Origin of the sequence: Shimia sp. MIT1388 (assembly GCF_047124445.1) — a bacterium.
Classification (GTDB): domain Bacteria; phylum Pseudomonadota; class Alphaproteobacteria; order Rhodobacterales; family Rhodobacteraceae; genus Shimia.
Map to the genome: position 1 here is coordinate 1,693,850 of NZ_CP138921.1, position 24,119 is coordinate 1,717,968.

Annotated in this window: 18 protein-coding genes; 4 read left to right on the plus strand and 14 right to left on the minus strand. The window is 59.2% G+C overall.

What is annotated here, in order from left to right; all coding sequences use genetic code 11:
* Positions 1-32 precede the first annotated feature (32 nt).
* The 4 genes from SIB92_RS08320 to SIB92_RS08335 form a co-directional block, all read right to left on the minus strand.
* Complete coding sequence (locus SIB92_RS08320; protein ID WP_412555355.1) at positions 33-1,349, minus strand: ATP-binding protein; 1,317 nt, start codon at positions 1,347-1,349, stop codon at positions 33-35.
* 209 nt (positions 1,350-1,558) lie between these two features.
* Entirely contained in the window at positions 1,559-2,251 is a 693-nt protein-coding gene (locus tag SIB92_RS08325) for a response regulator (protein ID WP_412555356.1), read from the minus strand.
* Between the two features lie 19 nt (positions 2,252-2,270).
* On the minus strand, positions 2,271-3,791 hold the full coding sequence (locus tag SIB92_RS08330) for a DUF4173 domain-containing protein (protein WP_412555357.1): 1,521 nt from the start codon (positions 3,789-3,791) through the stop codon (positions 2,271-2,273).
* 447 nt (positions 3,792-4,238) lie between these two features.
* Complete coding sequence (locus SIB92_RS08335) at positions 4,239-6,521, minus strand: adenosylcobalamin-dependent ribonucleoside-diphosphate reductase (protein ID WP_412555358.1); 2,283 nt, start codon at positions 6,519-6,521, stop codon at positions 4,239-4,241.
* A gap of 192 nt (positions 6,522-6,713) precedes the next feature.
* Between SIB92_RS08335 and SIB92_RS08340 the strand changes: the two genes are divergently transcribed.
* On the plus strand, positions 6,714-7,133 hold the full coding sequence (locus SIB92_RS08340; RefSeq protein WP_412555359.1) for a DUF1489 family protein: 420 nt from the start codon (positions 6,714-6,716) through the stop codon (positions 7,131-7,133).
* 145 nt (positions 7,134-7,278) lie between these two features.
* On the opposite strand, the gene modC is transcribed toward SIB92_RS08340, so the two are convergent.
* From modC to SIB92_RS08365, 5 genes are all read right to left on the minus strand, one after another.
* Positions 7,279-8,364, minus strand: coding sequence for a molybdenum ABC transporter ATP-binding protein (modC, locus tag SIB92_RS08345; protein WP_412555360.1), 1,086 nt, complete (start codon positions 8,362-8,364; stop codon positions 7,279-7,281).
* Positions 8,361-9,056, minus strand: coding sequence for a molybdate ABC transporter permease subunit (modB, locus tag SIB92_RS08350; protein ID WP_412555361.1), 696 nt, complete (start codon positions 9,054-9,056; stop codon positions 8,361-8,363). The genes modC and modB overlap by 4 nt, the downstream gene beginning before the upstream one ends.
* Positions 9,053-9,832 (minus strand): molybdate ABC transporter substrate-binding protein, encoded by a 780-nt coding sequence (gene modA / locus SIB92_RS08355; protein WP_412555362.1) that lies wholly within the window; start codon positions 9,830-9,832, stop codon positions 9,053-9,055. Before modA ends, modB begins: the two co-directional genes overlap by 4 nt.
* 181 nt (positions 9,833-10,013) lie before the next feature.
* A complete protein-coding gene (locus tag SIB92_RS08360; protein ID WP_412555363.1) occupies positions 10,014-11,609 on the minus strand; it encodes a hypothetical protein in 1,596 nt (531 codons plus the stop codon).
* On the minus strand, positions 11,609-13,297 hold the full coding sequence (locus tag SIB92_RS08365) for a DUF3131 domain-containing protein (RefSeq protein WP_412555364.1): 1,689 nt from the start codon (positions 13,295-13,297) through the stop codon (positions 11,609-11,611). Before SIB92_RS08365 ends, SIB92_RS08360 begins: the two co-directional genes overlap by 1 nt.
* 186 nt (positions 13,298-13,483) lie before the next feature.
* Here SIB92_RS08365 and SIB92_RS08370 point away from each other — a divergent pair, with 186 nt between their 5' ends.
* Positions 13,484-15,457, plus strand: a complete 1,974-nt coding sequence (locus SIB92_RS08370) for an ATP-binding cassette domain-containing protein (RefSeq protein ID WP_412555365.1) — start codon at positions 13,484-13,486, stop codon at positions 15,455-15,457.
* Complete coding sequence (locus SIB92_RS08375) at positions 15,438-16,610, plus strand: hypothetical protein (protein ID WP_412555366.1); 1,173 nt, start codon at positions 15,438-15,440, stop codon at positions 16,608-16,610. The genes SIB92_RS08370 and SIB92_RS08375 overlap by 20 nt, the downstream gene beginning before the upstream one ends.
* A 113-nt stretch (positions 16,611-16,723) precedes the next feature.
* Here the strand turns inward: SIB92_RS08375 and SIB92_RS08380 are convergent, their stop codons facing one another.
* The 5 genes from SIB92_RS08380 to SIB92_RS08400 form a co-directional block, all read right to left on the minus strand.
* Positions 16,724-17,923, minus strand: a complete 1,200-nt coding sequence (locus tag SIB92_RS08380) for a DUF3131 domain-containing protein (protein WP_412555367.1) — start codon at positions 17,921-17,923, stop codon at positions 16,724-16,726.
* 97 nt (positions 17,924-18,020) lie between these two features.
* Positions 18,021-19,874, minus strand: a complete 1,854-nt coding sequence (locus tag SIB92_RS08385; RefSeq protein WP_412555368.1) for a glycosyltransferase — start codon at positions 19,872-19,874, stop codon at positions 18,021-18,023.
* Between the two features lie 31 nt (positions 19,875-19,905).
* A complete protein-coding gene (locus tag SIB92_RS08390) occupies positions 19,906-20,706 on the minus strand; it encodes a hypothetical protein (protein WP_412555369.1) in 801 nt (266 codons plus the stop codon).
* Positions 20,703-22,214, minus strand: a complete 1,512-nt coding sequence (locus SIB92_RS08395) for a sugar phosphate nucleotidyltransferase (RefSeq protein WP_412555370.1) — start codon at positions 22,212-22,214, stop codon at positions 20,703-20,705. Before SIB92_RS08395 ends, SIB92_RS08390 begins: the two co-directional genes overlap by 4 nt.
* A gap of 26 nt (positions 22,215-22,240) precedes the next feature.
* The gene (locus tag SIB92_RS08400; protein WP_412555371.1) at positions 22,241-23,380 is read right to left on the minus strand and encodes an acyltransferase family protein; all 1,140 of its coding nucleotides are present in this window, start codon (positions 23,378-23,380) and stop codon (positions 22,241-22,243) included.
* 156 nt (positions 23,381-23,536) lie between these two features.
* Between SIB92_RS08400 and SIB92_RS08405 the strand changes: the two genes are divergently transcribed.
* Complete coding sequence (locus tag SIB92_RS08405) at positions 23,537-24,085, plus strand: OmpA family protein (protein WP_412555372.1); 549 nt, start codon at positions 23,537-23,539, stop codon at positions 24,083-24,085.
* Positions 24,086-24,119: the final 34 nt, after the last annotated feature.

Genomic DNA, 24,119 nt, shown 5'->3' on the forward strand with positions numbered 1-24,119 from the left:
TGAACCAAAGTGGGTCTCCGTCCTCTTCCTCGCTACTTCCCCCTTGCCTTAAAAAACATTTTGAACGTCGTGCCAGTCTCAGTTGGCAGAAGTGTAAGCGCCCCCCCCAATGCCTCCAAAGTTGATGTCACGATGTTTAGTCCCATTCCGGTGCCTCCCTGCGCGCGTTGGGTTGTGAAAAACGGCGTCAACACTTTGTCTCGGTTCCCGTCGCTGATGCCATTTCCATTGTCCGAGATGGTGAGGCTGGCGCCAATGGCGTCGCTGCTAGCTGCTAGCAACACCTCGGTTGCTCCATGTTGCTGGGCGTTTTCCAGCAAGTGCGTCAGGATGATCCGCAACGTGTCCGCATGGATCGGGAGGGCACTGTTAGCGCCGCTTGCAGAGATGGCCATCGGGACGAAGCGGCTGCTGAGATCTGGAAGGATGTCATTGAGACGGGATTCTCCGTCCAATGCATTTTGATCTGCCAGACTAAACGCGCGCATGCTCGCCAGCAGCTCTTCCATTCGTTTTGTATTCCGGGCGATGTTTTCGATGAACCTTGCCCTTTGGGACGGCGACATGTCCTCTTCTGCAAGCAACTCAGCCGCGCCTTTCACAGCTGTTAAGGGGGATTTCAACTCATGGGTTACATGGGCGGTATAGGTTTTCAAGGCGTCCTGCTGGTTCTGGAGGCGCTCTGTAAGAGATTGAAAACTAAGACTGAGCGTTTCGATCTCACGGGTTCCGTAATGCTCCAAAGCTTGCCAGCGCTGACCATTGCTGCCTGTTGTCCGGGTCCGCGCAATCAGCGCATGGATTGGGCGGGTTATGAAGCGCCAGAACACAAAGCCGATCAGGCCGGTGGAAATCAAAACAAACAGGGTGGCTTTTACGAGGGTAAAACGCTCGCCATACAGGAAGCGGAAGATGTGATTTGGGGTGCGGCTGATGTAAACGGCACCGATAATCTCATCGCCCGATCGCACCGGCGTTGCCACAAACACCCTGACACGAGCCCCACGGCTAAATGAGTACAGCGCCGGTTCCGGCGTATCTCTGATGCGCAACCGCGCAACGGACACGTTTTCACCGTCAAGGGCCCGCTGCACCTCTTCGACATGTGCCAGGGACAGTCCAACTTCCGCACTCCCACCTATGACATTTCCGCGGGTATCCAGAAAACGATACCCAGCCAAGGTATTGGTTTGCGCCGCCGAGGCCATTTGGGACAACTCCGGCCCAATTTCGAGGTACACAGACAACGGGGCGGCCGCCATGGGGACCGCATCCGGGCGTTGTGGCAGGATGCCTGAACTCATTGATAGAGACGGAAACGTCGGGTCAAAACTCTGCTCAGCCTTCAAGACCGGGGTCTCGTCGCCCTCTGCGTCCTCATAAGATCGCGCGTAGACAGCGCCCATAATGGCTGCTTGCGCCAGCAGGCTTTCCTCGGTTTGTTGCACAAGCTGGTTGGCGTAGAATTTGAACAGGAACAGGCCTGCAAAGGGCAACGACAGAACCACGCCCAGCACGATCGCGACCACCGTCCACAAATGTGGTCGCCATTTTTGCCTCACGTTTTCCGGCACGCGCCCATCCTCAACCCCACGCCATGGACGGTCACGATGCTATCTGTACATCCCGCGTGATCCAGTTTGGCCCGGATGTTGCGGATATGGCTGTCAATTGTCCGGTTGGAAACATGCACATTGTGACCATAGACAGCGTCCACAATTGACTGCCGGGACATCACCCGCTCTGGCCGCGCCGCCAAAGCTTTGAGCAAAGTGAACTCGGAGGCGGTCAAGCCAATAGGTTGTCCGGCAAAGGTGCAAGTGTGCTGATCTGCGTCCATCACCAGATCACCATGTGACAAAACGTGGGGGTCGATCTGGGCGACCACCCGGGTACGTTTGAGAATTGCCTTGATCCGGGCCACCAACTCCCGTGGCGAAAAGGGTTTGGTCACGTAATCGTCACCGCCGAGTTCCAAACCCACGATCCGGTCGATTTCATCATCGCGCGCAGTCAGAAAAAGGATCGGCACATCTGAGGATTTTCGCAACTCGCGACAGACTTCCAGCCCGTCCATTTCCGGCAATCCGATGTCCAGGACGATCAAGTCCGGTGTGCGGGCTGTTGCGGCCGCAAGTGCCGCACTACCATCCTCCGCAAACTCAGTGGCCAGCCCGGCTTTTTCGACCGCAAAGCCAATCACCTCGCGAATGTTCGGGTCGTCGTCGACGATGAGAATGTGACCTGACATCAAATACATACCTGCTTGATTATCCTGCAAGATAGACCTGAAGCCGCCATTTGCGAAGGCCCCAATCACGCCAGTCTTCAATAAGAGTGTGCCGTGGCGATTGTGCCGTGTACCAAGTGCAGAGCTGTGTCTGGCGGTCGCCCTCAAACGCCCGAATGGCTGGCAGGGCAAAGTCCCCCAATTCACAGATGTAGTAAGTATCAAGCTGGTGCAAATTCTCTTTGCTGTTCAAATTATAGTCGGCAATCACCCAGGCAAAATTGACAAAGCAGCAGAGATAGAGCGTTGCGGACAACGCGACGAGGTTTCCGCGCACAAGCCAGCCAACACTTTTGGCGTGAGAAATCTGAAAGAGGATCAAGGAAATCCCCACAAACACCAGCCCCATCCAGATAAAGGCGGCAAGTCGCAGGTAAGTGAGGCTGTAAACATCGACATAGAGGCTCAATCGAAACGCCGCAGTCACCACCAGGAACAGGTTTTGCCCCAACCAAAGATACATCAGTGTTCTCAGGATGCGGTCGCCTTGAACCATGGAGCGCGTGGTGATGGCAAACACGCCCGCCAGAATTGCGGTTGCCACAAGCGGGTAAGCCCCGCGATGCGCGTATCCGGCGTAGGTCATGCCGTCTGGCAGTGCGACACCGCCGGAGAGCACGCCCAAATCCATGATCGTCTGGATCAAGAACAAACCGTTGAACAGAAACAGCGAGTTGCGCACGGAGTCCGCATTTACCAAGGCCGATCCCCATGACACCGGCACGGCCTTTGCTTTTGGCCGTGTTGGCATCCCTCCGATCCACGCTTGGTTCAGGTGAAGATAGGGCCACAGCACACAGGCGCAGACCACCCAAAAAACCATCCGGAACACTTCCAGTTCTGAAACAAACTCGACGTGCGTGAACTGTGTCAAAAACTGTTCCAGAACAGGATTGGCGGCGGTCAACAGCACCAAGAACACTCCGCCAATGCCCACCGGCAAAGCCAAAGCGTTCAGGCGCTGCTTGAGCCCCATCTTGATCTGCGCCGGCTGCACATCTTCAATCACAGTTTTGGGCAGAAGGGTCGCCCCGATGGTCGAAACACGCATCATAAGCCAGGCCATTTGCCGCCCTTCAACCAGCCGCCCGTAAAAAGCCCACACGGCAAGCCCGATAAGCCCAGCGGCAGAAAACAGCAGGGACAGTGGTTGCAGCAGTTCAATCACCGGGAGGTTGCAGACCCATTGGAAGGCCAGCGCGCCACACCATTCTTTCCATGTGGTCCGTTTTTCTCGCATCGCCAGAATGGCCACCGACAGGACCATAACGAACAACGCGACTGAAATTCCCGGCGTTTTGCGCCAAAACAGCCAATCTGCCAACAAAACCAGAGCCGCCACAACCCCGAGTGCTTTTGGATCACGCAGGCGCGAGACGCGAGCGCCTGCCTCCCTTTTTGGTCGCATGTCGTCGGCTGTCTCCGCCGCGCAGCTCTCCAGCCACCAGCCATCCAGGCGAATACAATCCGGCACACCGCCAATCTCTAATTGTCTGCTCATAGGTCTGTCCTTGAAAATTGTTTTCTCGGCACAGAAATGGACGGTCAATGTGCAGTTCGACCTCTTCGGTCATGCAGACGCTGAGGTTCTTTTGTGCAGAATTTGTGCAGGCGGCATGACACGCGAACTGCCTAAGCCCCCTTCAGGCATTAGCGACCTCGGAGCCCATCAGGCATTTGGGTTGCACCGTAGCGAGCGACCGCCTCCCTGCCCAATGTATCGGCCACCGCCTGGCCCTTTCTCAGCGTTGACGCCCCAAATGCGCGCAACAAAAAAATGGCGACACAACTGCATCGCCATTCCGGGTTTACTTTTTTCAATCAGCGCAACTCACGACGCCATGGTTGCTTGCGGCTGGGCGCCTTTTAGTCAACGCCCCGACCAGAATGTCTGCTGACGGGGCTGACCATTAATCACCGCCCGTCACACAAACATCCCGTCAGAAGCCTACCCGCACTTGCTGTGGCCACAGCTGCTGCAGGTCATGCAACCTTCAACCATCTGCAAGCTGAAATCGCCACAACTTGGGCACGGCTTACCACGTGGTGCACCGCCCACGGCCATCACCTCGGCCTGTGGATCAGACTTCAGGCCCATACCTTCGCCCTCGATGAAGCCAATCGCAATCATGTGACGCTCCAGCACGCCGCCGATCGCCGCCAAAATGGATGGGATGTACTTGCCTTCCATCCAGGCACCACCACGCGGGTCAAACACAGCTTTCAGCTCTTCGACCACAAAGGACACATCGCCGCCGCGACGGAACACGGCCGAAATCATCCGGGTCAGGGCCAACGTCCAGGCGTAGTGCTCCATATTCTTGGAGTTGATAAACACCTCAAACGGACGGCGATGGCCGTTGATGATCACATCGTTCACGGTCAGGTAAATCGCGTGCTCGCTGTCTGGCCACTTCAGCTTGTAGGTCGCGCCTTCCAGGCTCTGCGGACGCTCCAGCGGCTCGGACATATAGATGACCTCACCGGAATCCGCCACGTGATCCGCTGGCTGTTCACCTGGCGCCTTCTCGTCGCTTTCCGAAACGGTCAAAACAGACCCAGTTACATCGTTTGGACGATAGGTGGTGCAGCCCTTACAGCCGGTGTCCCAGGCCTGCATGTAGACGTCTTTGAAGGCGTCAAAGCTGATGTCTTCCGGGCAGTTGATGGTTTTGGAGATCGAGCTGTCGATCCACTTCTGCGCCGCCGCCTGCATGCGCACATGCGCCGCTGGCTCCAGAGTCTGCGCGTTCACAAAGTAGTCTGGCAGCTCCTTGTCGCCAAACTTGTCACGCCACAATTGCACTGCGTAATCAACAACTTCCTCTTCCGTGCGGGAGCCGTCTTTCTGCAGAACCTTGCGGGTGTAGGCATAGGCAAACACCGGCTCGATGCCAGAACTCACGTTGCCTGCATAGAGGCTGATGGTGCCGGTTGGCGCGATGGAGGTCAAAAGCGCGTTGCGGATGCCGTGCTTGGCAATCGCGTCTTTCACGTCCTGATCCATGTCCTGAACCAGACCGCCGTTGACGTATTTCTCTTTGTCAAAGAGCGGGAAGGCCCCCTTCTCTTTGGCCAGATCAACCGACGCCAGGTAAGACGCACGTGCAATCGCCTTCATCCAGGCTTCGGTCTGCGCCGCCGCCTCTTCGGTGCCGTACTTCAGGCCCAGCATCAAAAGCGCGTCGGCCAGACCGGTCACACCAAGGCCGATGCGGCGCTTGGCTTGGGCTTCTTGCGCCTGTGCATCGAGCGGGAACTTGGACGCATCAACAACGTTGTCCATCATGCGCACAGCCGTCGCCACCAGATCGGTCAGTGCTTCTTCGTTCAGCTCTGCCGCATCTTCAAACGGATCGGTCACCAGACGTGCAAGGTTGATCGAGCCCAGCAAGCAAGCACCATATGGCGGCAGCGGTTGCTCCCCACAGGGGTTGGTGGCCGCGATCTCTTCCACATAGGAGAGGTTGTTGCGCTGGTTGATACGGTCGATGAAAATCACGCCCGGCTCGGCATAATCATAGGTGCCCTGCATGATCTTGTTCCACAGATCGCGCGCCTGCACGGTGTGATAGACCTTATCACCAAACACCAGCTCCCATGGGCCGTCCGCTTTCACCGCTTCCATAAAGGCATCGGTCACCAGCACGGACATGTTGAACATGCGCAAACGGGCTGGATCGGATTTTGCAGTGATGAAGGCCTCAACATCCGGGTGGTCACAGCGCATGGTCGCCATCATCGCACCACGGCGGGAGCCTGCGGACATGATGGTGCGGCACATCGCGTCCCACACATCCATGAAGGACAGCGGGCCAGAGGCATCCGCCGCCACGCCTTTCACGTCCGCGCCGCGCGGACGGATGGTGGAGAAGTCATAGCCAATACCGCCGCCCTGCTGCATGGTCAGCGCCGCTTCTTTTAACATGTCAAAAATACCGGACATGCTGTCCGGTACGGTGCCCATGACAAAGCAGTTGAACAAGGTCACGTTGCGCGCGGTGCCCGCACCGGCGGTGATCCGACCGGCTGGCAGATATTTGAAATCCTCCAGCGCGCCGTAGAATTTCTCTTCCCATTTGGCCGGGTCTTTTTCCACCTTGGCCAGATCCCGCGCGATGCGGCGCCAGCTGTCTTCCACCGACAAATCAATCGGCGTGCCGTCCGCCTCTTTGAAACGGTATTTCATGTCCCAGATTTGTTCTGCGATGGGGGCGGCGAAACGACTCATCGTTGGCATCCTTGCTTGTGCTGCGCGTTTGTTTAGGGTTTTTTAATCTATATCAAACCAGCGTGATCTGACAACGGCCAAATATGGAAATTTCCGCGAAGGAACCACATTATTTTGGGGTTGAAGGTTAACGCACCCACTATATACTGTGACTTCCGTGCATAATTCTGTGGATAACCTGTGGGCAAAACCGTGCATCTTGTGAAACTTTCGGTCGGCTCAGAGAGCCCCGAAACCCTCGCCGCCTGGCAAGAGGCCAATAAAGCGCACTTCCCGGATGGGCTGCCCCGCCATGTCACTCGTATGTGGCCTAAACGTGAGGCTGAAATCCTCAACGGTGGCTCAATCTATTGGGTCATCAAGGGCAGCATCCAGTGCCGTCAGCGTATCTTACGTCTCGACGAAGTGATTGGATCAGACGGCATTCGCCGATGTGCCATTGTGCTCGAACCGGAGGTACACCTGACCCAGGCTGCACTCAAGCGTCCATTTCAGGGCTGGCGCTATTTGAAGGTTGAGGACGCTCCTGCGGACCTCCCCGCCAACCGGGCCAATGACGATGTCCTCCCGGACGAATTAAACCGCGCATTGGCGGAAATTGGCGTGCTCTAACGCGATGCAACGGGCGTTGCGTTAACTGTTGCGCCCCCCCCCTGCCCTTTGCAAAACGCACCTCCGCGAAACAGTCGTGATACAGACAAAAAACCGACGTGATTTTTGCCGCTATCTGACTGGTTAACGCGCCAACAAACGGCCCCTACCGCGCGCCAATATCCTGCGGCGCCACCGACACGGATTTCATCACTGCATAACAGGTCACACCCTCCTCCAGCGCCAAAGCCGCCGCCGACCGCCGTGTAATCCGCGCCAAAATCCGCCCCGCCTTGGTGTCAACCGACACAATGGCTCCGGGCCCGCCTCCGGATCGAACAGAACACACACGACCCTCCACAATATTGAGCGCTGACAACCCCTTAGGCGCCTCTCTTGACAGGATCACATCATGCGCCGCCACCCTGACACGCACCTGATCGCCAATGGCATGGGGCAGCTGCGGCAACATCAAAGTCACGCCATTGGCGGACAACTCGGTTAACCCATCTTCGTGATGTGTGACCACTTTTGCGTCCAAAACCGCCCCAACAGCGCGCGGCCCCATCGGCGTAAAGCTCGGATCGGACAGCACCTCCGCCGCCGGCCCCACCCGATCCACCTTACCATCCTTCAGTGCCACCACAGTGGTCGCCAACCGTGCCACCTCTGCAATCGAATGGGTAACATACAGAATAGGCAGGGAAAATTCGTCCCGCAGCCGTTCAAAATACGGCAAGATTTCCGCTTTGCGCGGTTCATCCAACGCCGCCAAAGGCTCATCTGCGAGGATCAGTTTTGGCCGCGCCAACAACGCCCGGCCAATGGCCACCCGCTGCTTTTCCCCTCCCGACAACTCCGCCGGTCGTCGATCTAGCAAGCTGCCGATCCCGAGGATCTCCACCACCTGCTCCAAGCTCGCGACCTCCGCCCGACCTTTGGCCAACCCATTGCCGTACAAAAGGTTTTTGCGCACCGTCATATGCGGGAACAGCCGCCCTTCCTGGAACACATAGCCCAAGCCGCGCTGATGCGGCGGCACCCAACGGCCCGTCGCACTGTCGCTCAAAACCTCCTCATTGACGACAATCCGGCTCTGCGCGGGCCTACTCAAACCCGCTACCGCATTGATCACAGAGGTTTTTCCAGACCCGGAACTGCCAAACAGAACGGTCAAACCCGCCGGTGCCTCAAACTTCACATCAAGGTCAAACCCTTGAAACCCTTGGCGGATGTGCACCTCAACACTCATGTCTGCCCCACCTTCGCCGCGATCCGCCGTGCGAGCACTTCAGACAGTATTAACGCCCCGGCGGCGACAATAATGCTGATCATCACAAGCCGCATCGCCGCGGTTTCGCCGCCAGGCACCTGCAGGAACGCGTAAATCGCGCTGGGCAAGGTCCGGGTCTGGCCGGGAATATTGCTGACAAATGTGATGGTTGCGCCAAACTCGCCCATCGCTTTTGCAAAGGCGAGCACCATCCCGGCCAACAGCCCGGGCAACATCAACGGCAGCGTGACCGTGAAAAACACCCGCATACGCGAGGCCCCCAACGTCGCGGCGGCCTGTTCCAACTTGGGATCAATCGCCTCGATCGACAGGCGGATCGAGCGCACCAACAAAGGAAACGCCATCACCGCCGCCGCCAGCGCGGCCCCGGTCCAGCGAAAGGCAAAGACCACGCCGATCTCCTTGAGCGCACCGCCAACCACACCTTGTGTGCCGAAGGTCACCAACAACAAATAGCCGGTCGCAACTGGTGGAAGAACAAGCGGCAAATGTACCAAAACATTAACAAATTGTTTACCAAAAAACTCCCAGCGCGCCAACGCATAGGCCACAAAAACGCCCGGCACCACCGCGCCCAACATCGCCCAGAACGCCACCTTGAGCGACAATCCCACCGCGGCCCATTCCTGTGGTCCCAGCCAGTCGCTCACTGTGCCTCCTCCAACACCAAAAACCCACGTTGCACAAAAGCATCCTGCGCCGCCTGACTGCTGAGATAAGTCATAAACTCAACCACTTCCGGCCGATCCTGCCCTGCCACGATGGCCGCCGGATAGACGATCTCACTGTGGCTATCCGCTGGAAACTGCGCCACAATCCGCACGCGATCATCGACCATGGCGTCGGTGGTATAAACAATCCCAGCAGAGACCTCTCCCAAAGCCACCAGCGCCAGAGCTGCGCGCACGTTATCCGTCTCCACTACATTGGGCTGTACCGTGTCCCAAAGCCCAAGCGATGTCAGCGCCTCTTTTCCGTAAATCCCCGCCGGAACCGCTTCGACCAGCGCCATAGCGATGCGTCCACTGTTTAAAATTTGAGACAATTCCGCGACATCCGCCTGTTCCAACGTCGCCTCTGACGAAACCGGAACTACGAGAGATAAGCCGTTTCCAAATAAAGATTTTCCCCGTTCATTTTGAAGCAAACCTCTCTCCTGAAGGTAAGTCATCCAATTGACATTTGCCAACATAACCACGTCTGCGGGCGCGCCATACTGCACCTGTCTTGCCAAGGCGGACGACCCCGCAAAAGACGCGACCACCTCATGCCCGCTGGCCGCCTCAAATCCAGAAATCACATCGGACAAAGCTTCCTGTAGACTGGCGGCAGCAAACACGCTGACCTGCTCGGCCCTGGCTTCAGGCGGGGCCACCGCCAAGCTGCTGAGCCCCATCAAGATCGCAGAGAAAAAAGATCGCAGCATGGAGCCCTTTGGTCAGAAGTCATTTGAGTGTCTGCATAGGCCTAGCGAAAGACCCCCAACCTGCGCAAGGGGCTTTGGCAAAGCGCGCCGCTGCCAACGCCCCACAGCGCCGTGATCCGCGGACAAAAGCCTTCTCGTTTTGCGCCTTTCGCCCGAACCGCACTTCGCTGCACACTCCGGATCAGCGCTGCTCATCGGTGACGGAATGGTCCAGTGGAAGAAGCGCAGGCAACCCCACGGACGCAAAATACCGCGACAACAGTTGATACTCCTCGCGTTGAGCCTGCTGCTGCGGCGCTTGCATCACCGTTTGGGCACTTCCCGCATCCGCCATCTCTGCTTCCAGTTCCGCGAGGATTTGATCCACCATGGCATTTTCATACAGCACGCCAGGCTGCTGCATCGCGATATCGGTCACCATGGTCCCGCCTGGTTGTTGTACCGTCGTCCCGTGAGGAGACGCCTGCAAGATCGCCACCGCAGTTTGCGCATCAAACCCCAAGTGCTTGACCAAATAGGCCAATCGATCGCTTGTCTGATCGACTTCAGGCGCTGCAAGCGCACCAGCCCCAGTCAATGCCAAACCCGCGGCCTCACCTGGCGCAATCTGGACCGACCCAGTTGGCATGGGGGCTGCGCTGCCTACGGGTTGGAAGCGGGCCACCTGAGCCTGCAAGCGTTCCAGCGTTTCCAACAGCAACGCCAAATCATCGGAGGAGGGACTGTCCACAAAACTGCCATCCGCCCCCCGCCAAGCCACCGGTCCCGCGTTAGGTGCAGGCGCCACCCCAACGCCCGTGCCCTGCGCCTCCACAATCAGGTCCTTCAACCCGGCCAGCTCTTGCCGCAACGTGTCTGCATCCAGCACATCCGAAGGACCGGCCCCAAAAGGGGACAGGACCGGCTGTATTGCCAAGGGCTGCACCTGTACGGACGGCATCGTGCCTCCTGGCATCAAGGCGCTCTGCGCAGCCTGCCCCGGATAGGTCAGTGGTGCCGCAGTGGTGGCAGGCGCGATGCCTGATGCCATGTTGGCACCATAGCCCGGGGCCACCACCTGTGGCTGCGGCATCGGGGAGTTCCAGGCCGCCGGCTTTGTCATCCCGCCAGAGGTTTCCGCATTTGGCACCGGCCAGCCTCTTGGCAACACCGCATAGTCCTGCCGCGCAGCAATCCAGCGCAAATAGGCGGTGACGGCAGAAAACCCTTTTAACGATACGCGCGCGACCTCGGTCCCGCCCCGTCGTGTGCTCAACTCGCCGCCCGCCCCTAACAGCAGTTCCAATTGCACATCCAGCGGCTGCAAGATCCGCTCAGGCACCTGAATTTCCGACACCCCTTCGGACACAAAGAACATGTCACCGGCAAGGGCATTTTCCAGCCGCATTTGCAGCTGACCCCGGTCGGTCAAGAACACTTCCAGCCCGTCTTTGCGCGCCGCACAGGCGTAGGTGCGCGGGCGGCAAATAACTTCAAACACATCCACATCCAGCCGCGGCGTGGGCGCAAACCGCGCATAGCCATCCGGGTCAAACCGGAAGTACACGCCCTCCACCAGACCTTCTTGGAAACTGGGCCAACCAAAGGCCCCGCGCAGAGCCTGGCGCGCCTCGCGGGCGCCAATGGCAAAGGGAATCGCCGTGTCCAATATCGCATTCTCAGAGGCAAAGGCTTCGGCGCTGCGGTCGGCCGCGATGACAGGCTGCCCGATTGCCGGCGCCCAACCACCTGTCAGGACAGCCACGGAGAGAAACAGAGTTCGCAGGGAGTATCGCATTAGAAATCAGCCTTCTCTTGTACCGAATGACGCAAAGCCGGAAGCCAATCGTCTTTCTGGGGAGGGTCCGGATATTTGCGCAGCAATCGGATGTCCTGATCGCGAAACGCGGTGTACCAGACCTCAGTGTCGCCGGTGTACGGCGTCAAAATTGTGCCTTGCACCTTGTGCAGCAAGGCGGTGAGGATGATGCCATTGTTGTTGGCGGTAAAAATGCTGACCCGGCCCTGACCGCGCTCATAGAGCCCTTCGTACATGCCGTTTTCCGGATCATAGAGCTCGATCATCGCTTCATAGAGCACGTCGGTGTAGTCAGTTTCCCACAAGGCCCAAAGGCCCAGTGCCGCCTTGCCGGCCACCGCCGCATGATCGGGCACGTAATCCCCCCGCGGTGTCACCGTGTTCCACGGATAGCCGTCCGAGAAAATCGTGTCATAGGTGAAATACGGCGGGCCTTTGACGTTGTGCTCGGACCGTGCCGTCATAAACCCGGTCTGCCGCCAGCGGTTTTCTTGCACCTGGTAGATCCTGTCTGCAAACTCTGCGCGCCAGCCATCGGTGTGCACCCACTCCGGGCTGCTGTCGTCATGTGGCATGTCAAAGCCCAGCTCCAACCCATCCTGAAGGTAGCTTTCGGTCACCACGTAGTTCTGGGAGTGGAAAATCCGCGGGTCGCGTCCATCATAAGGCACCTGAATGCCAAAGATCGACGCGGTCAAAAACGGCTCCGCCCGATGCGCCAGCCGCGGCCGGAACCCCCAAAGCGCAAAGCCTTTTGCGGCATATTCCTCATAGCCCAGCCGGCCTTCCTGCGCATAAACGGTCTCATCCGTTTCCTTATCGACATAGGCGCCAAACATCAGCCCTTCCTCGTCAAGCACATTGCGAAAATCCCATTTCAGCAACACGGAATCGATGGTGTTGGCCAAATAGGGGTAGCGGTTTTTGTAGATCCGCATCCACACCAAGAACCGCCCGATATCCAGCGCTGAAAACCCGATTTCCCCGGGCTTGTTGGTATAGTCCACTTTGGCGCCGGTTTGGGTGTGATACACTTTGTTGGGCAGCTCTTTGCGGAACAGGTCTAGCCCCTTTATTGTGGTCAAAAGCTGCGTGATCCGCCGGTCAAATTCCGGCTTCTCGATAAGGCACAATTCATAAGCGCTGACCAACCCCGCCATATAAGACGCCGTATCCCAAAGCGTGGTCGACGGATAATTGCCCACCGAATTGGCAAGCCCCGTACTTTCCTGGGTAAATTGCTCAAAGTAATGCCACGCCACCTGCGCCGCGCGCAATTCGCGTTCGTTCAAAAATCCGCGGCGGCTTCGATATTTGCGCACATAGGCGTTATGCTTGTCATAGCCATGCGGCACGTTTGTCCCACGCGGCAGATCATCGAAAAAATCCGCCGGCATTTCACACATGCGCGGAGGCTTCTCCCGACGCCGCTCCTCGTGCACCATACTGCTGGTCACACTGGGCAAATTGCCCCGCATCAGCGCCGGAATCTCGTCTAGCGCACCTCCGGCAATGATCGGAATAATCTCTTCTTCCTGCGCCAGAAACACACGACGCGCGGTGATGCCGACTGCATAGCTCGCCCCGGCAATTCCCAGGACCACAACACAGAACATCAAGACACCCAGAACCGGTGCCCGCTTGCTGGAACCAACAGCACTCTTCATCAAACACACTCCAGACGGAACACAAATATGAAACCGCAAAATGGTTAAGAATTGGCAACTGAAAAATTATCAGGTCTCAAAAATAGGAAATGGACAAAATAAGAACAAATAATAAAGTCAAAAACACATTCTTAACCCGCCGCCGCTACCATTTCCCTGTTCTTTGTGTCGCTGGGTATTGTTTCTATGTCTCATGATCGCGTGCTGCCTGACCTGCCAATTGACGCTATTGGCACGGCGCCAACCGGCCCTTTACCATTTCGCGACCGCACCATTCCCATGTGGACTCACGCGGTCTCCTTTCTGTTTTCACTCGGCGGCGGGATCTGCCTGCTCGCGGTCGCGGTCTTTGTGGTGTTCTTTTACGAACTGGTGGCACAGGACGGGCAGCGCATTCTGGCGCCTCTCCTGGCCTTTGGCGCGCTTGTTCCCATCCTTGGCATCCTGATTTTTGACGTGGGCCACGCCCGCGCCCTTGCGGGCTATCGCCACATCCGACGCCGCAACGCCGTAACCGGCCAAGCGCTGGTGGCTGTGCTGGCTGGCGGCGTGTTTGGCTTTTTGCACCCGCTGGTTGCCGTGCCTTTTGCTGTCGGCGGTGTGTTGAGCTGGATCCTGTGCGGCATCGCCGCCCGCTGGACCCGCCGCGAGCCGATGTGGGAGTTCCTCCCGCAAGAAGCCACCAGTTTTCTAAGTGGTCGCGATCAGCGCGCAATCGACCTGGCCAACGCCGCGCGGGGCGACAGTGCGCTTTTAGAAGCATTGCAAAAATCCCTCGCGTTTGGCGGGTTGATTGCCGGCTTTGCCGTCGCCAGCTGGCTGACCGCGCTGGAAGTGATCAACGCCGCGGCCATCGCCACCATCGCGCTGGTAACCTATTGGTCCGTCGACGCCTTCTTTGCCTATTTCCGGCAACGCTCTGTGGCCGACCCGGAGCGTTTGGGCCGCGCAGATGAAGTTATCTTCTTGCCGCCGCCCTATTCCGCTGATCCCGAAGGCGATGAAACCGCGTTGGTGGTGCATCACCTCTCGGTGCGCGCGCACACAGGTACGCCATTGCTGTCGGACGTTTCCTTTCGCGTGGACCCAGGCGAAGTGATCGGCCTGTCCGGTGACAGTTTTTCGGGCAAATCCCTGTTAATGAGGGCGCTCCACGCCCCGCACGATCTCACAGGCCTTCAAGTGGAGGGCTTTGTGGCCCTGCAAGGCACCCCACTTTGGGGCCGCAGCGGCGAAGAGCGCCCAATTCAAAGCGTTATGGTCCCGCCAGACACCCTGGCAGTTCCCGGCGGCGGCGCCGCCAACCTGAGCTGCTTCAGCGGCGAGGCGCAACTGGAGCGCGCGCGCAAAGCCCTGCAATCTCTGGTTTTTACCGCTGACACCGTAGACCGCATCTTGTCTGCACCGGATGTGCGGCACTTGTCCCGCACCGAGCAAAAGGCGCTCTCACTGGCCCGTGCACTGGCTTTGCGCCCCGGATTGTTCCTGATTGACCGACCTGAGGATGGCGCCAGTGAGAGCCTTCTGGCGGCGCTTGGGGATCGCCTGCGCGCCGAGGCCCGCTTAGGGCACACCACGCTTTTGGCCACCGAAAACCGCCAGCTGCTGGAACGCTGTGACCGCCTGCTGATGATGCAAAACGGCCGTGTGATCGAATTTGCCTCCACCGCCGAAATCCGCGCGCGCCTGTCCTCCGGCTGGAGCCGCTTTGTCACCACCCGCGAACTAGACAACGAGGAGGCACTGGATGCCTGGCTCTGCAGCCAGTTCCGGCGTGACGGCGACGAAGGCAACCGCCGTGCGGTCTGCATGGTCGCCAACGAAATGCTTGCTGTGGCCTGCCAATCACCCACCGACAGCGACGCGCCCTCTGATGACATTTCCTTTGAGTTCAAGCACTTTGTAGGACAATGCCAACTGCGCATGCTGGATCCCCGGCTCGCCCTGTCCTCTGGCGCGATGCACAAAGCCAGGGTGGCGGCAGACACTTCTGTCGAAGGCGAACGCCTGTCGCCGCTGGCCAAAATCATGCGCGACAGTTTGGATGTTCAAACCGGCGGCGAAGAGGGTCAGGTCTATCTCCAAGTCACCATGAAAACCTACGATCCGCGGCTGCTGGAAAAACGCAAAGGGCCTGCCGATGTTTCGACCAAAACTTGATCTGCGCCCGCCGCGCAGCCTCAATCCTTTGCAAGGCATGTGGGTGCTCTGGGCGCTACTGGCGACCAGCCTCCTGATGATCAGCGCCTGGGCATTTGCCACGCGCCTGCCGGTTCAGGCCGCCCGCACCGTCGCCGGTACGTTTGAGAGCAAAACCCCCGCCATGGAAGTTGTTCTGCCAGCGGATGTCGCCTTGGCAGAGCTGCTGATCGACAACGGAGATCAGGTGGCCGCGGGGCAGAAGCTCGCCCGTCTGGATCAAACCGCGCTGCACACTCTGCTGCACACGTTGCGAGAAGACCTCGCCCTCAATGCGCAAGCCAATGCTTGTTGGCGCGCAGCCGACCGCCCCGCCGCAACCACCGACGCAGAAATCGACACCGTGCTACACAGCTGCCACAACGCCAAACGGCAAGACCAATTGGCCCGAGAGCAGCTCATGCATCGTCGCGAAAGTCTTCAGCGGGAAACCGCATTGGCCGTACGTGAGTTGGTGCTGCGGGCCGAAAACACCCCGCCATCCGTGCGCAAGATCCTGATGCTGCGCGCCGCGCTGGAACGCGAAACCCTCAACAGTCTGGTGCGGGATGTGGAGTTTGAACTTGCACAGTTGGTGCAAACCCAGGAGGCTGATCGCCTTGCACAGGTGGTCGCGCTGGAAGTCGAAGCCGCCGCGCTGCAAACCCGTGTGGTGGAGCTAGAAGAAATCGCCGCCGCGCCCTGGCTTTTTGCACCGAACGACGGCCGCATCGAACGGCTGCGCCGCCTGCCGGAAAACGCCGCGCGCGCCTGGGATGTGACCCTGGCGCAAATCCACACGGACGCCCCTGACACCTATGCGGCGCGCTTTGTCGTGCCTGTGTCGGAGGCAGAGTCTCTGCATGTGGGTGATCCGCTGTTTGTCACTCTTGCCGGCCTGCCACATCCGCACAACCAATTCCCCGCAAAAGTTCAGGCCATCTCGCCAATTGAAACCAACGGCACGTCTGCACGCGAAATACACGTGCGCCTCACAACACCCGGTCCGCAAATGCAAAATGCCCTGCGCGGCCTGTCTGCCGGCACACGGTCCACCATGCAGGTCGACCTACCAGCCCAACGGCTGGGCACCATTTTAATGGGGGCGACAGACCGGTTACTAAGGTCCTTCTAGCTACGCCCAAAAACTCTTGCCCAACCGCCCAAATCAAAAGGCTCCGGTACACCACCGGAGCCTTTTCCTATCTCGCAGACCGTCTTTGTCACAACGGCGACACCGCAACAGCCTCACCGCGCCGTCAATAGCGGCCCTTTTAACTTATAATGCAGCGCTTCCAACACCACCGCATTGGTGTTGAGCGTCAAAGCCATGTTGATCCGCCCATCCGCCTCATAGCGCCCGGCGTACCAGCCTTGCTCCCCCGCCAATGGTGCAAGGTCCGCCAAGACATCTTGCGTGTATTTGGTCCCATAGAGCGCGTCCCAGCCAAAAGCTGCCTTCAAACTGACCGTGCGCAGCTCTGGATGCGCACTGCCATCTTCGGCCACCACCGCCCAATCCGCGCCATTGCCAAACACCGCACCATAGAGAAAATGCGGCGCCTGATCGATGTGATCCTCGCTGACCATTGTGGCCTTGCCACTATGCCGTGCCCGCGCTTCCTGCGCCTGGTAAATTCGGCTCGCCAATAGCTGCCCTTCACCATTCAACCCAGTCTCAAACGCCTGCAAAATATACGGCTCGCTCACCACCGGGGTGATGGCGCCAAAATCCTTGGCCCGGCGGCGGTCCACCGCCACCTCCACCCCGGACACCTCTTCCCATGCCATGATCGGCCGCGCGGTGCTGGCGTCTAATACGTCTAAGCCCCAAAGCGCCGCTGCGCGCGCGCCATATTGCTCATAGCCAATACGCCCCTCCTGATGATACCGCGTCTGGCCGCCCTCCCGGCTGCTGCCCCAAAGACGCCCTTCCGCCGTCATCGCCGCCAGATCCCAATCCGCCAGCAACGCGCGGATCCGCGGGCCATAGGTTGGCTCGCGAGTTTCCAAAACCCGCAACGCCATCAACAACCGCGCCACATCCAGCGCGGACCAGCCAATGCCCTCGGGCACCGGCGCATTAGAATAATCCACCATCGCAAGGCTGCGTGTGTCGTAAGCCTTGTTGGGCAACCGCCCGTCAAACAGTGGCAAACGCTCTAACCCGCCCAAAAACGCCGCACTGCGCTGCGTAAACACATCCTCCTCAAGGATCCCCAGCCCCCGCGCCGCCAAAAGCGCCAATAGGTAACTGCCCTGATCCCACAGTGTGGCGCTCGGGTGGTCGTGGATCGCATCCACAAAGCCGCTTTCCGGTCGGTAATGACTCTCAAAATACCGCCACGCGGTCGCCGCGCCCGCCCAGTCCTGTTCGGTCAGCCCTCGTGCCGGCTTTGTTGCCAGACCTTCGGCCTGCGGCAGCTGCGCTAAGCTGCTGTTCCGCATCACCTGGCCCCAAGTATCTTGCTGCGTGGCAATGCCTGCGGTCAGCAAAAGGCCCGCCAGAAACGCAAAACTGCCGCGGTTGCTCCGATTGGGCCTCTCAGCCCGCGGGGAATTGGACACCATGGGGCACCTCCGAGGATTTGGATTGAGAAACAGAAAGGTGGCGTGCGTTGAGCTGCGCAGGGGAACGCCAACGCGCCATGTGCAAAGCCCGCGCCACAAGCCGCATATTGATAAGCAACCAGAACAGGTTCACCCACAACAGCGCACTGCTGTAGCCAGGCGTATTCAGAACCGTTTGCCAAATGCCCCAAAGGGCGGCCACGCTCATGATCATCAAAAGGACCACATGCGGCCACACCATCCACAGACTAGAGCTTTCGTTTAACCCCGGGACTTTGGGCGTGGGTGCAAATTGGGGTTTCTGCCGTCGCAACACACAATACAGCGCCCGCCACTGCACCGGCAGCGCAACAACCGCCATCACCCGCCCCGCACCGATGGCATGGCCTTTACAGGACGCAACCATGGCCAATTCCCCAAGGATCACAGCAGGCAGAAAATGCTGAAAGAACTCCAATGAGTAAGCCCGAACCGGCGCCAGCCCAGTGAACAGGGACACCACCGGTGCCAAGAGCAAAACCGGGGCCCACAGCGCGCTGAAATACGACCAGAAGGTCGCGCCATAATGCAACTTGCGCCGCCAGCTCAGCCCGCGCCGGAAAATCGGATTGTCCCAAACCGCAATGTCAAACGTGCCACCCGCATATTTAAGCCGCTGTGCCGCCCAGGCCGACATGCTCCAGGGCGACAACATGCGCGCCTCGACCTGCGGATGGTAGACCGACGTCCAATCTGCTTCTCTATCTGCATGCACCAAAATCGATGTGTAGAGGTCTTCGGACACATGAAACCGATAGGGCTGCAACGGATGTGCGGCCAAACGTGTCTTGTCGCTCAGGGGTGATTTGTCAGCCAAAACCACCTGCGCCTTGTCGCGCAGGGCCGCATCAAACACCGCCTCCCGGCGATGAATGGAGGCCGCACCACAACAAAACGACGCGCCATTGCGATCGCGCCGCCGCTGAATCACGTCAAAAAACACGCTGGGGTCGGACATAAACGGATCCGCGCCAACACGCGTCCGTCCGGTGATCCAAGTTGCGACACGCGCAAATCCTCGCAGCAAAGCCCCTATCGTTTTGGGCCACGCAAAGGCCCAGCGCGGCAGTTTTTGCGCCAACCAGCTTTCCCAAGTTTCGCCCTCCGGAAGGTCATAAAACCAATGCGGCGTCTGCACCCAGGCCACTTTGGGGTTCTCAAAATACCCCAGCGTGTTTTGCAAAAATGTTGGCAGCAGCCGAGTGTCCGCGTCGCAGATCACCACAAAGTCGCCAGATGTGCGCAACAGCGCATGCCGCAAGTTGCCGGCCTTAAACCCCTCGTTGGTGCGGCGCGCAAAATAGCTGATCCCACGCCGCTCCGCCTCCAGAGCCATTTCGGCACGATCCCCGTCATCCAGCAAACACAGTCGCACCCGCACGCCCTTTGGCACAAGCACCTCTGTTGCCGCCGATAGGGAAGGTCGCACCAACTCTACGGGTTCATCAAAGGTGGTGACAAACACATCAACAGTTGTGGCGGTCCCCGCTGCTTCCTCATGGAGTTTCGCGGTCTCCGTAGGCATTACTGGCCGCGCCCCTTCGTCCCAAATATCAAAATAAAACAACAATGTACCAACAAAGAACAGCGTCTCCGCCACGGCAACGCTCACCGAAAAAACCCAGGCCTCAGGGTTCAGCGAAGCCGTCCAACGCCATTGCAAATAAACGGCACCCGCAGCCACCGTCGCCCCGGCCAAAAAATGCCAGATCCGCCGCCGCCCCGCGCCCAAAGGCGCAAACACCGGCGGCTGACGATGGGAATAGGCCTCAAAATACGGCTGGGACATCACAGACAATTCTCCAACGGAAATACCAGTTTCAGCGCGCGTTTGCTTGCTGATGATCGCGCACAAAGGCCTCTAGGACTCGCAATATAGCGTCGGCCTCGGTGCCCTGATGGTCTCTGGCTGTGGACCCGGTGGAATAAGACCACACCCCGGCCGCCACTTTGATGCGCAAGTCGCGGGTCAGCAGCACTTCCTGAGACAGGCTGGCAAACACGGAATATTCGTATTTGCAGAGGTCATCGGGATCCGAAAAGGAAAAATAGAGGTTGAGTGTCGGCTGCCCGGGCACCAGATGCAGCTGGTCTTTGGGCACCACCCGAATGCCTGCCTCCCGCAGGCGGCCCACATAGGCCTTGTGCAACCGGCTGCCGAAAGTGGCGTCAAATCCCGGCGGCGGTTTCAATGTGGTCAAATCCAGATGCAGCTGTTTGACCCCCCGCAACACCTCGCCCTTTTCTGATCGCGGCAAGGCACGCGGGTCAAACCCAAGGCTCAGCGCCGCCTGATTTTTCTGACAGATCACCGGTGCATCCGGATGATCGCGCGGCAAGGCGCCAGCCTGCTGGCCGCTGTTTTGCACCCCGAACAAACGATAGATGAAACCGGTGTTGCTGGTGTCCAACGGGCGGCTGGAAAAACTGCGCCGTTCCTGACATTGCGCGCCACCGGGGCAATGGCTGCCAACGAAGCTCACGCGTTCCCACAAGATCCAGAACCGATCTTTCGCCGCGGTTGCACTGGACGTGTCCGCGTGACCGATGTTGCCCAATAGGAGAGCCACCCCGACAAAGAACGCACAAACCCTTGCACCAATGGCTTTCCGCGCGCTCATCGTGCGGACCCGCTGATCTTTTGATCTATAAATGGCAAAGACACCAACGTACCTGCGCTGTTCGGCGCTTCCACCTCGATCCCTTCCAGCGGTGTCAGAGGCTGCACCCGACTATCAGCAAAACGATGATCCACCGCCCAATCCGGCGCGACGATCATGTCGTCCACCCATGTGCCCGCGCCAACCCGCGTCTGCGCGCTGATCACCGATCGGCGTACAAGGCTGCGACCACAAACACGTGCCCCCGCCCCCACGACCACCGGCCCTTCCAGCTTGGCCCCCGCCTCGATCACCGCATCCGCGCCGATGAACGCTGGCCCCACGATCACTGCCCGGGGAGAGACCTCTGCCCCATCCGCCGCCCAGACGTGGCGCCGCACCAGATGTCCCAGCGGCATCACCCCCGGGATCAACCCGCGCAGTCCCCGCGACACCCCGGCAAAATAGTCTTTTGGACAGCCCATATCGACCCAGTTAAACGGCGCGTCATAGACCTGCAGATGCGCGCCTGTTGCCAAAAGTCGCGGCAGAAGGTCCTTGGCAATGTCCTGATCCGGATGTGGTGCAACCTGTGCCAGTGCCCGGGGCGACATCACATATATTCCGCTGCTGGCCAAACGCGACGGCGCCTGCGAGGGGTTTGGTTTTTCCACAAACCGGCAAATGCGCCCCGCGCGATCGGCATCAATGATCCCGTATTTCTGAACCTGGTCCGGTGGCACCTTTTGGGCGGCGATGGTCACATCCGCCCCGCTGGCGCGGTGTTGCTCCAGCAAGGCCGCGACATCAATGTCGGTGACCGCGTCGCCGCAAAACACCAGGAAATCCTGGTCAAAAGCGCTGTGGTTGTGGTGCAAATGGCGCAACGTGCTGGCCGAACCCAAAGGCGCGGCTTGCCACGCGCCGTCCTGCCACGCGCCTTCGTTGAGGAACTGGACACTGCGCAAGGGCGAACTGCGCACTTGGGCATGAAACTGGGGTGCGAGATGCCCCGGGTTCAGGATAAAATCCCGGATACCAAAGCCGGCCAGATGCCGCATCACGTGATCCAGCACGGGGCGGCCCAGAAAATCCAGCAACGGCTTTGGGGTCTGCGCACTCAACGGCGCCATGCGGCTGCCCGCCCCGGCCACAAGGATCACCGCCTTCACGCCGGCAAGTTGTCGTGACCGAAACGTCGGCGCCACCAGCGCCTCTTTGCGGGACCTGAACAGCGTCAGCAGCGAGGCCAGTGCGCAGCGGGCAATATCCCGCTCCACTTTTTCACGCGCACCAAAAAAACCGACCGCCAGCCCCTGCGGCGCCTCACTTTGAAACTCCACCAAGGCTGCCAACCCCGAGCGCGCCACCCGCCGCACCGCGCTCAAATCCACCAGCATCGCCGAGCGCCCCCGCGCCAGACAGCGCGCCTGGGCTGATTTGAGCGTGGCATAATCCGCCGATGTGAGCCTGGCGGTGGCGATCTTCAGGATCGAAATCATGCCGACATCTTCTGAGTTGGTAAGCATCACAGTCTCCTTGATCAAAAGCGGCCTCAAGCCTTTTGCAGCCCACGCACAATGCGCAAGCGCGGCAGAGGGCCCAACCCAACGGTCCAGGCGGTCGCCGGATGGCGGCTCAGCCCCCAGACAAACAGCGTGGTCGTTGGCAGGGTCCAGGCAAACTCCAGCGCAATCGACTGCATTGGGCTCACCTCCCGCCCGGCCAAAGCCATCTCCGCCAGGTCTAGAAAAACCGGGTGGCACAGGTAAAGCCCAAAAGCATATCTGGACAGGCGCGAGATCCCGTGCGGCCAAGCCTTATGCGCCAGACAGAGGCACAGCAGCAAAAGCGCCACCGGCATCAGGTAATCCGCCCAATAGGCGAAGGGGTTGTCAAACACCCACTGTCCCGTGGCCACCACTTGCGCCGTGGCCATAAGCTTAAGCGTGAACAGCGCCATAGCTATCACCACAATGGGCCCCAGCCAGCCAGAGCGCGCTTCAGCGCTGCTACGCCGCCACAGGCCCAGAACCGCGCCCGCCGCCATGCCGTAACCAAGGTAGCTCAGCACCTTAAGCCCGCGCACCACATAGCCCAGCGCCTCGGTGCCCCACAACGCGCGATAGATCACCGGGTCCAGCACTTGCTTGAGCAGCAAACCCAGAACAATGGTCAGCCCCAAAACCGGTCGCCGTTCCGCCAACCGGAACAATGGAAAAAACAACAACAACGCAAACAGCGTCGGAATAAAATGCATGTGATATTTCACATCGCCCAACACCAGATATCCCAACCAGGTCATCGGCTGCGTCAAAGCCGCCACAACCTGCGCCTCATAGCCAAAGGCAGTGGCCTTCAGCAAGTTGTAGCCGGCATAGACCAGCGTCCAGAACCCAAAGGGGATCAACAGCCTGCGGGCCTGCTCCACCATCACCGAAGCATAGCTGCGGGGTCGCCGCGTCAGCGCCATCAACAACAGCAAGATCGAAATCATCAAGAAAAGCTCTGTCCGCGCCGTGTACAGCAGCGCGCGCAGCACCATAGGCGCCAAGCGCGCCGCCGGGTCCGCCTCCGGGAACGGTTGCCCCTGGGCATCCGCCGTCACATGCAGCCCCACCATGGACACGCCTGCAAACAACCGCAAAGCGTCAATCCAGGTCTGCCGCCCCGTGTCAGGACCTTCTGCAACCATGCGGTTCACCATTTACCAAACAAACAACGTCAACCAGTGTCACCGGCAAATCTGAACAAAAAGTGAACAATTGCGCGTTTGTTTTTATTTTGTTCCACTCTCGTTTACCGCTTTGCAACGGTTTGTTCTTACCCTGAGCGGGTTAGGAGCGTTGTTATGTGTATCTTTCGGTTCCCCTTTTTGCTGATCTTGACCCTGGCCTCTTCCCTGTCCCCCACCGCGGGCCTCGCGATGGACGAGGCGGCCCTCTGTGCACGTGCGTTGGACCAATACGGCGTGGAACCAACCCGATGCCGCGCGCGTATGCCCGCGCTCACTGCCACCACGCCCTCCGGCACAGCCCCCAACGCGTTGTCGGCCGAGATACGGGAGAGCCACGTTTTCTTTCCTCAGGGTGGTGCGACCCTTAACGAGGACGCGCTAGTACAACTCGCCGTGTTGGTGTCCGTACTGGACACCTCAGTGATGCAACCGGCCTGCCTGCGCTTGATTGGTCATTCCGACAGCAGCGGCGGCGACGCCGCCAACAAGGCGCTTGCGCTCAAACGGGCGGAGGCCGTGGCAACGGCGCTGCGCGATGGTCTCAAAGACCCCTCACGTATCCGTGTGGTGATGTCTGAGGGCGAGGCCCGCCCGCTTGCCGGACTGGAAAGCACCTCTGTCCACAACCGTCGCGTGGAAATCCAGGCCAAGACCTGCCCCTGACCCATTTAAGGCCGTTCAGCCCCACATATTAACC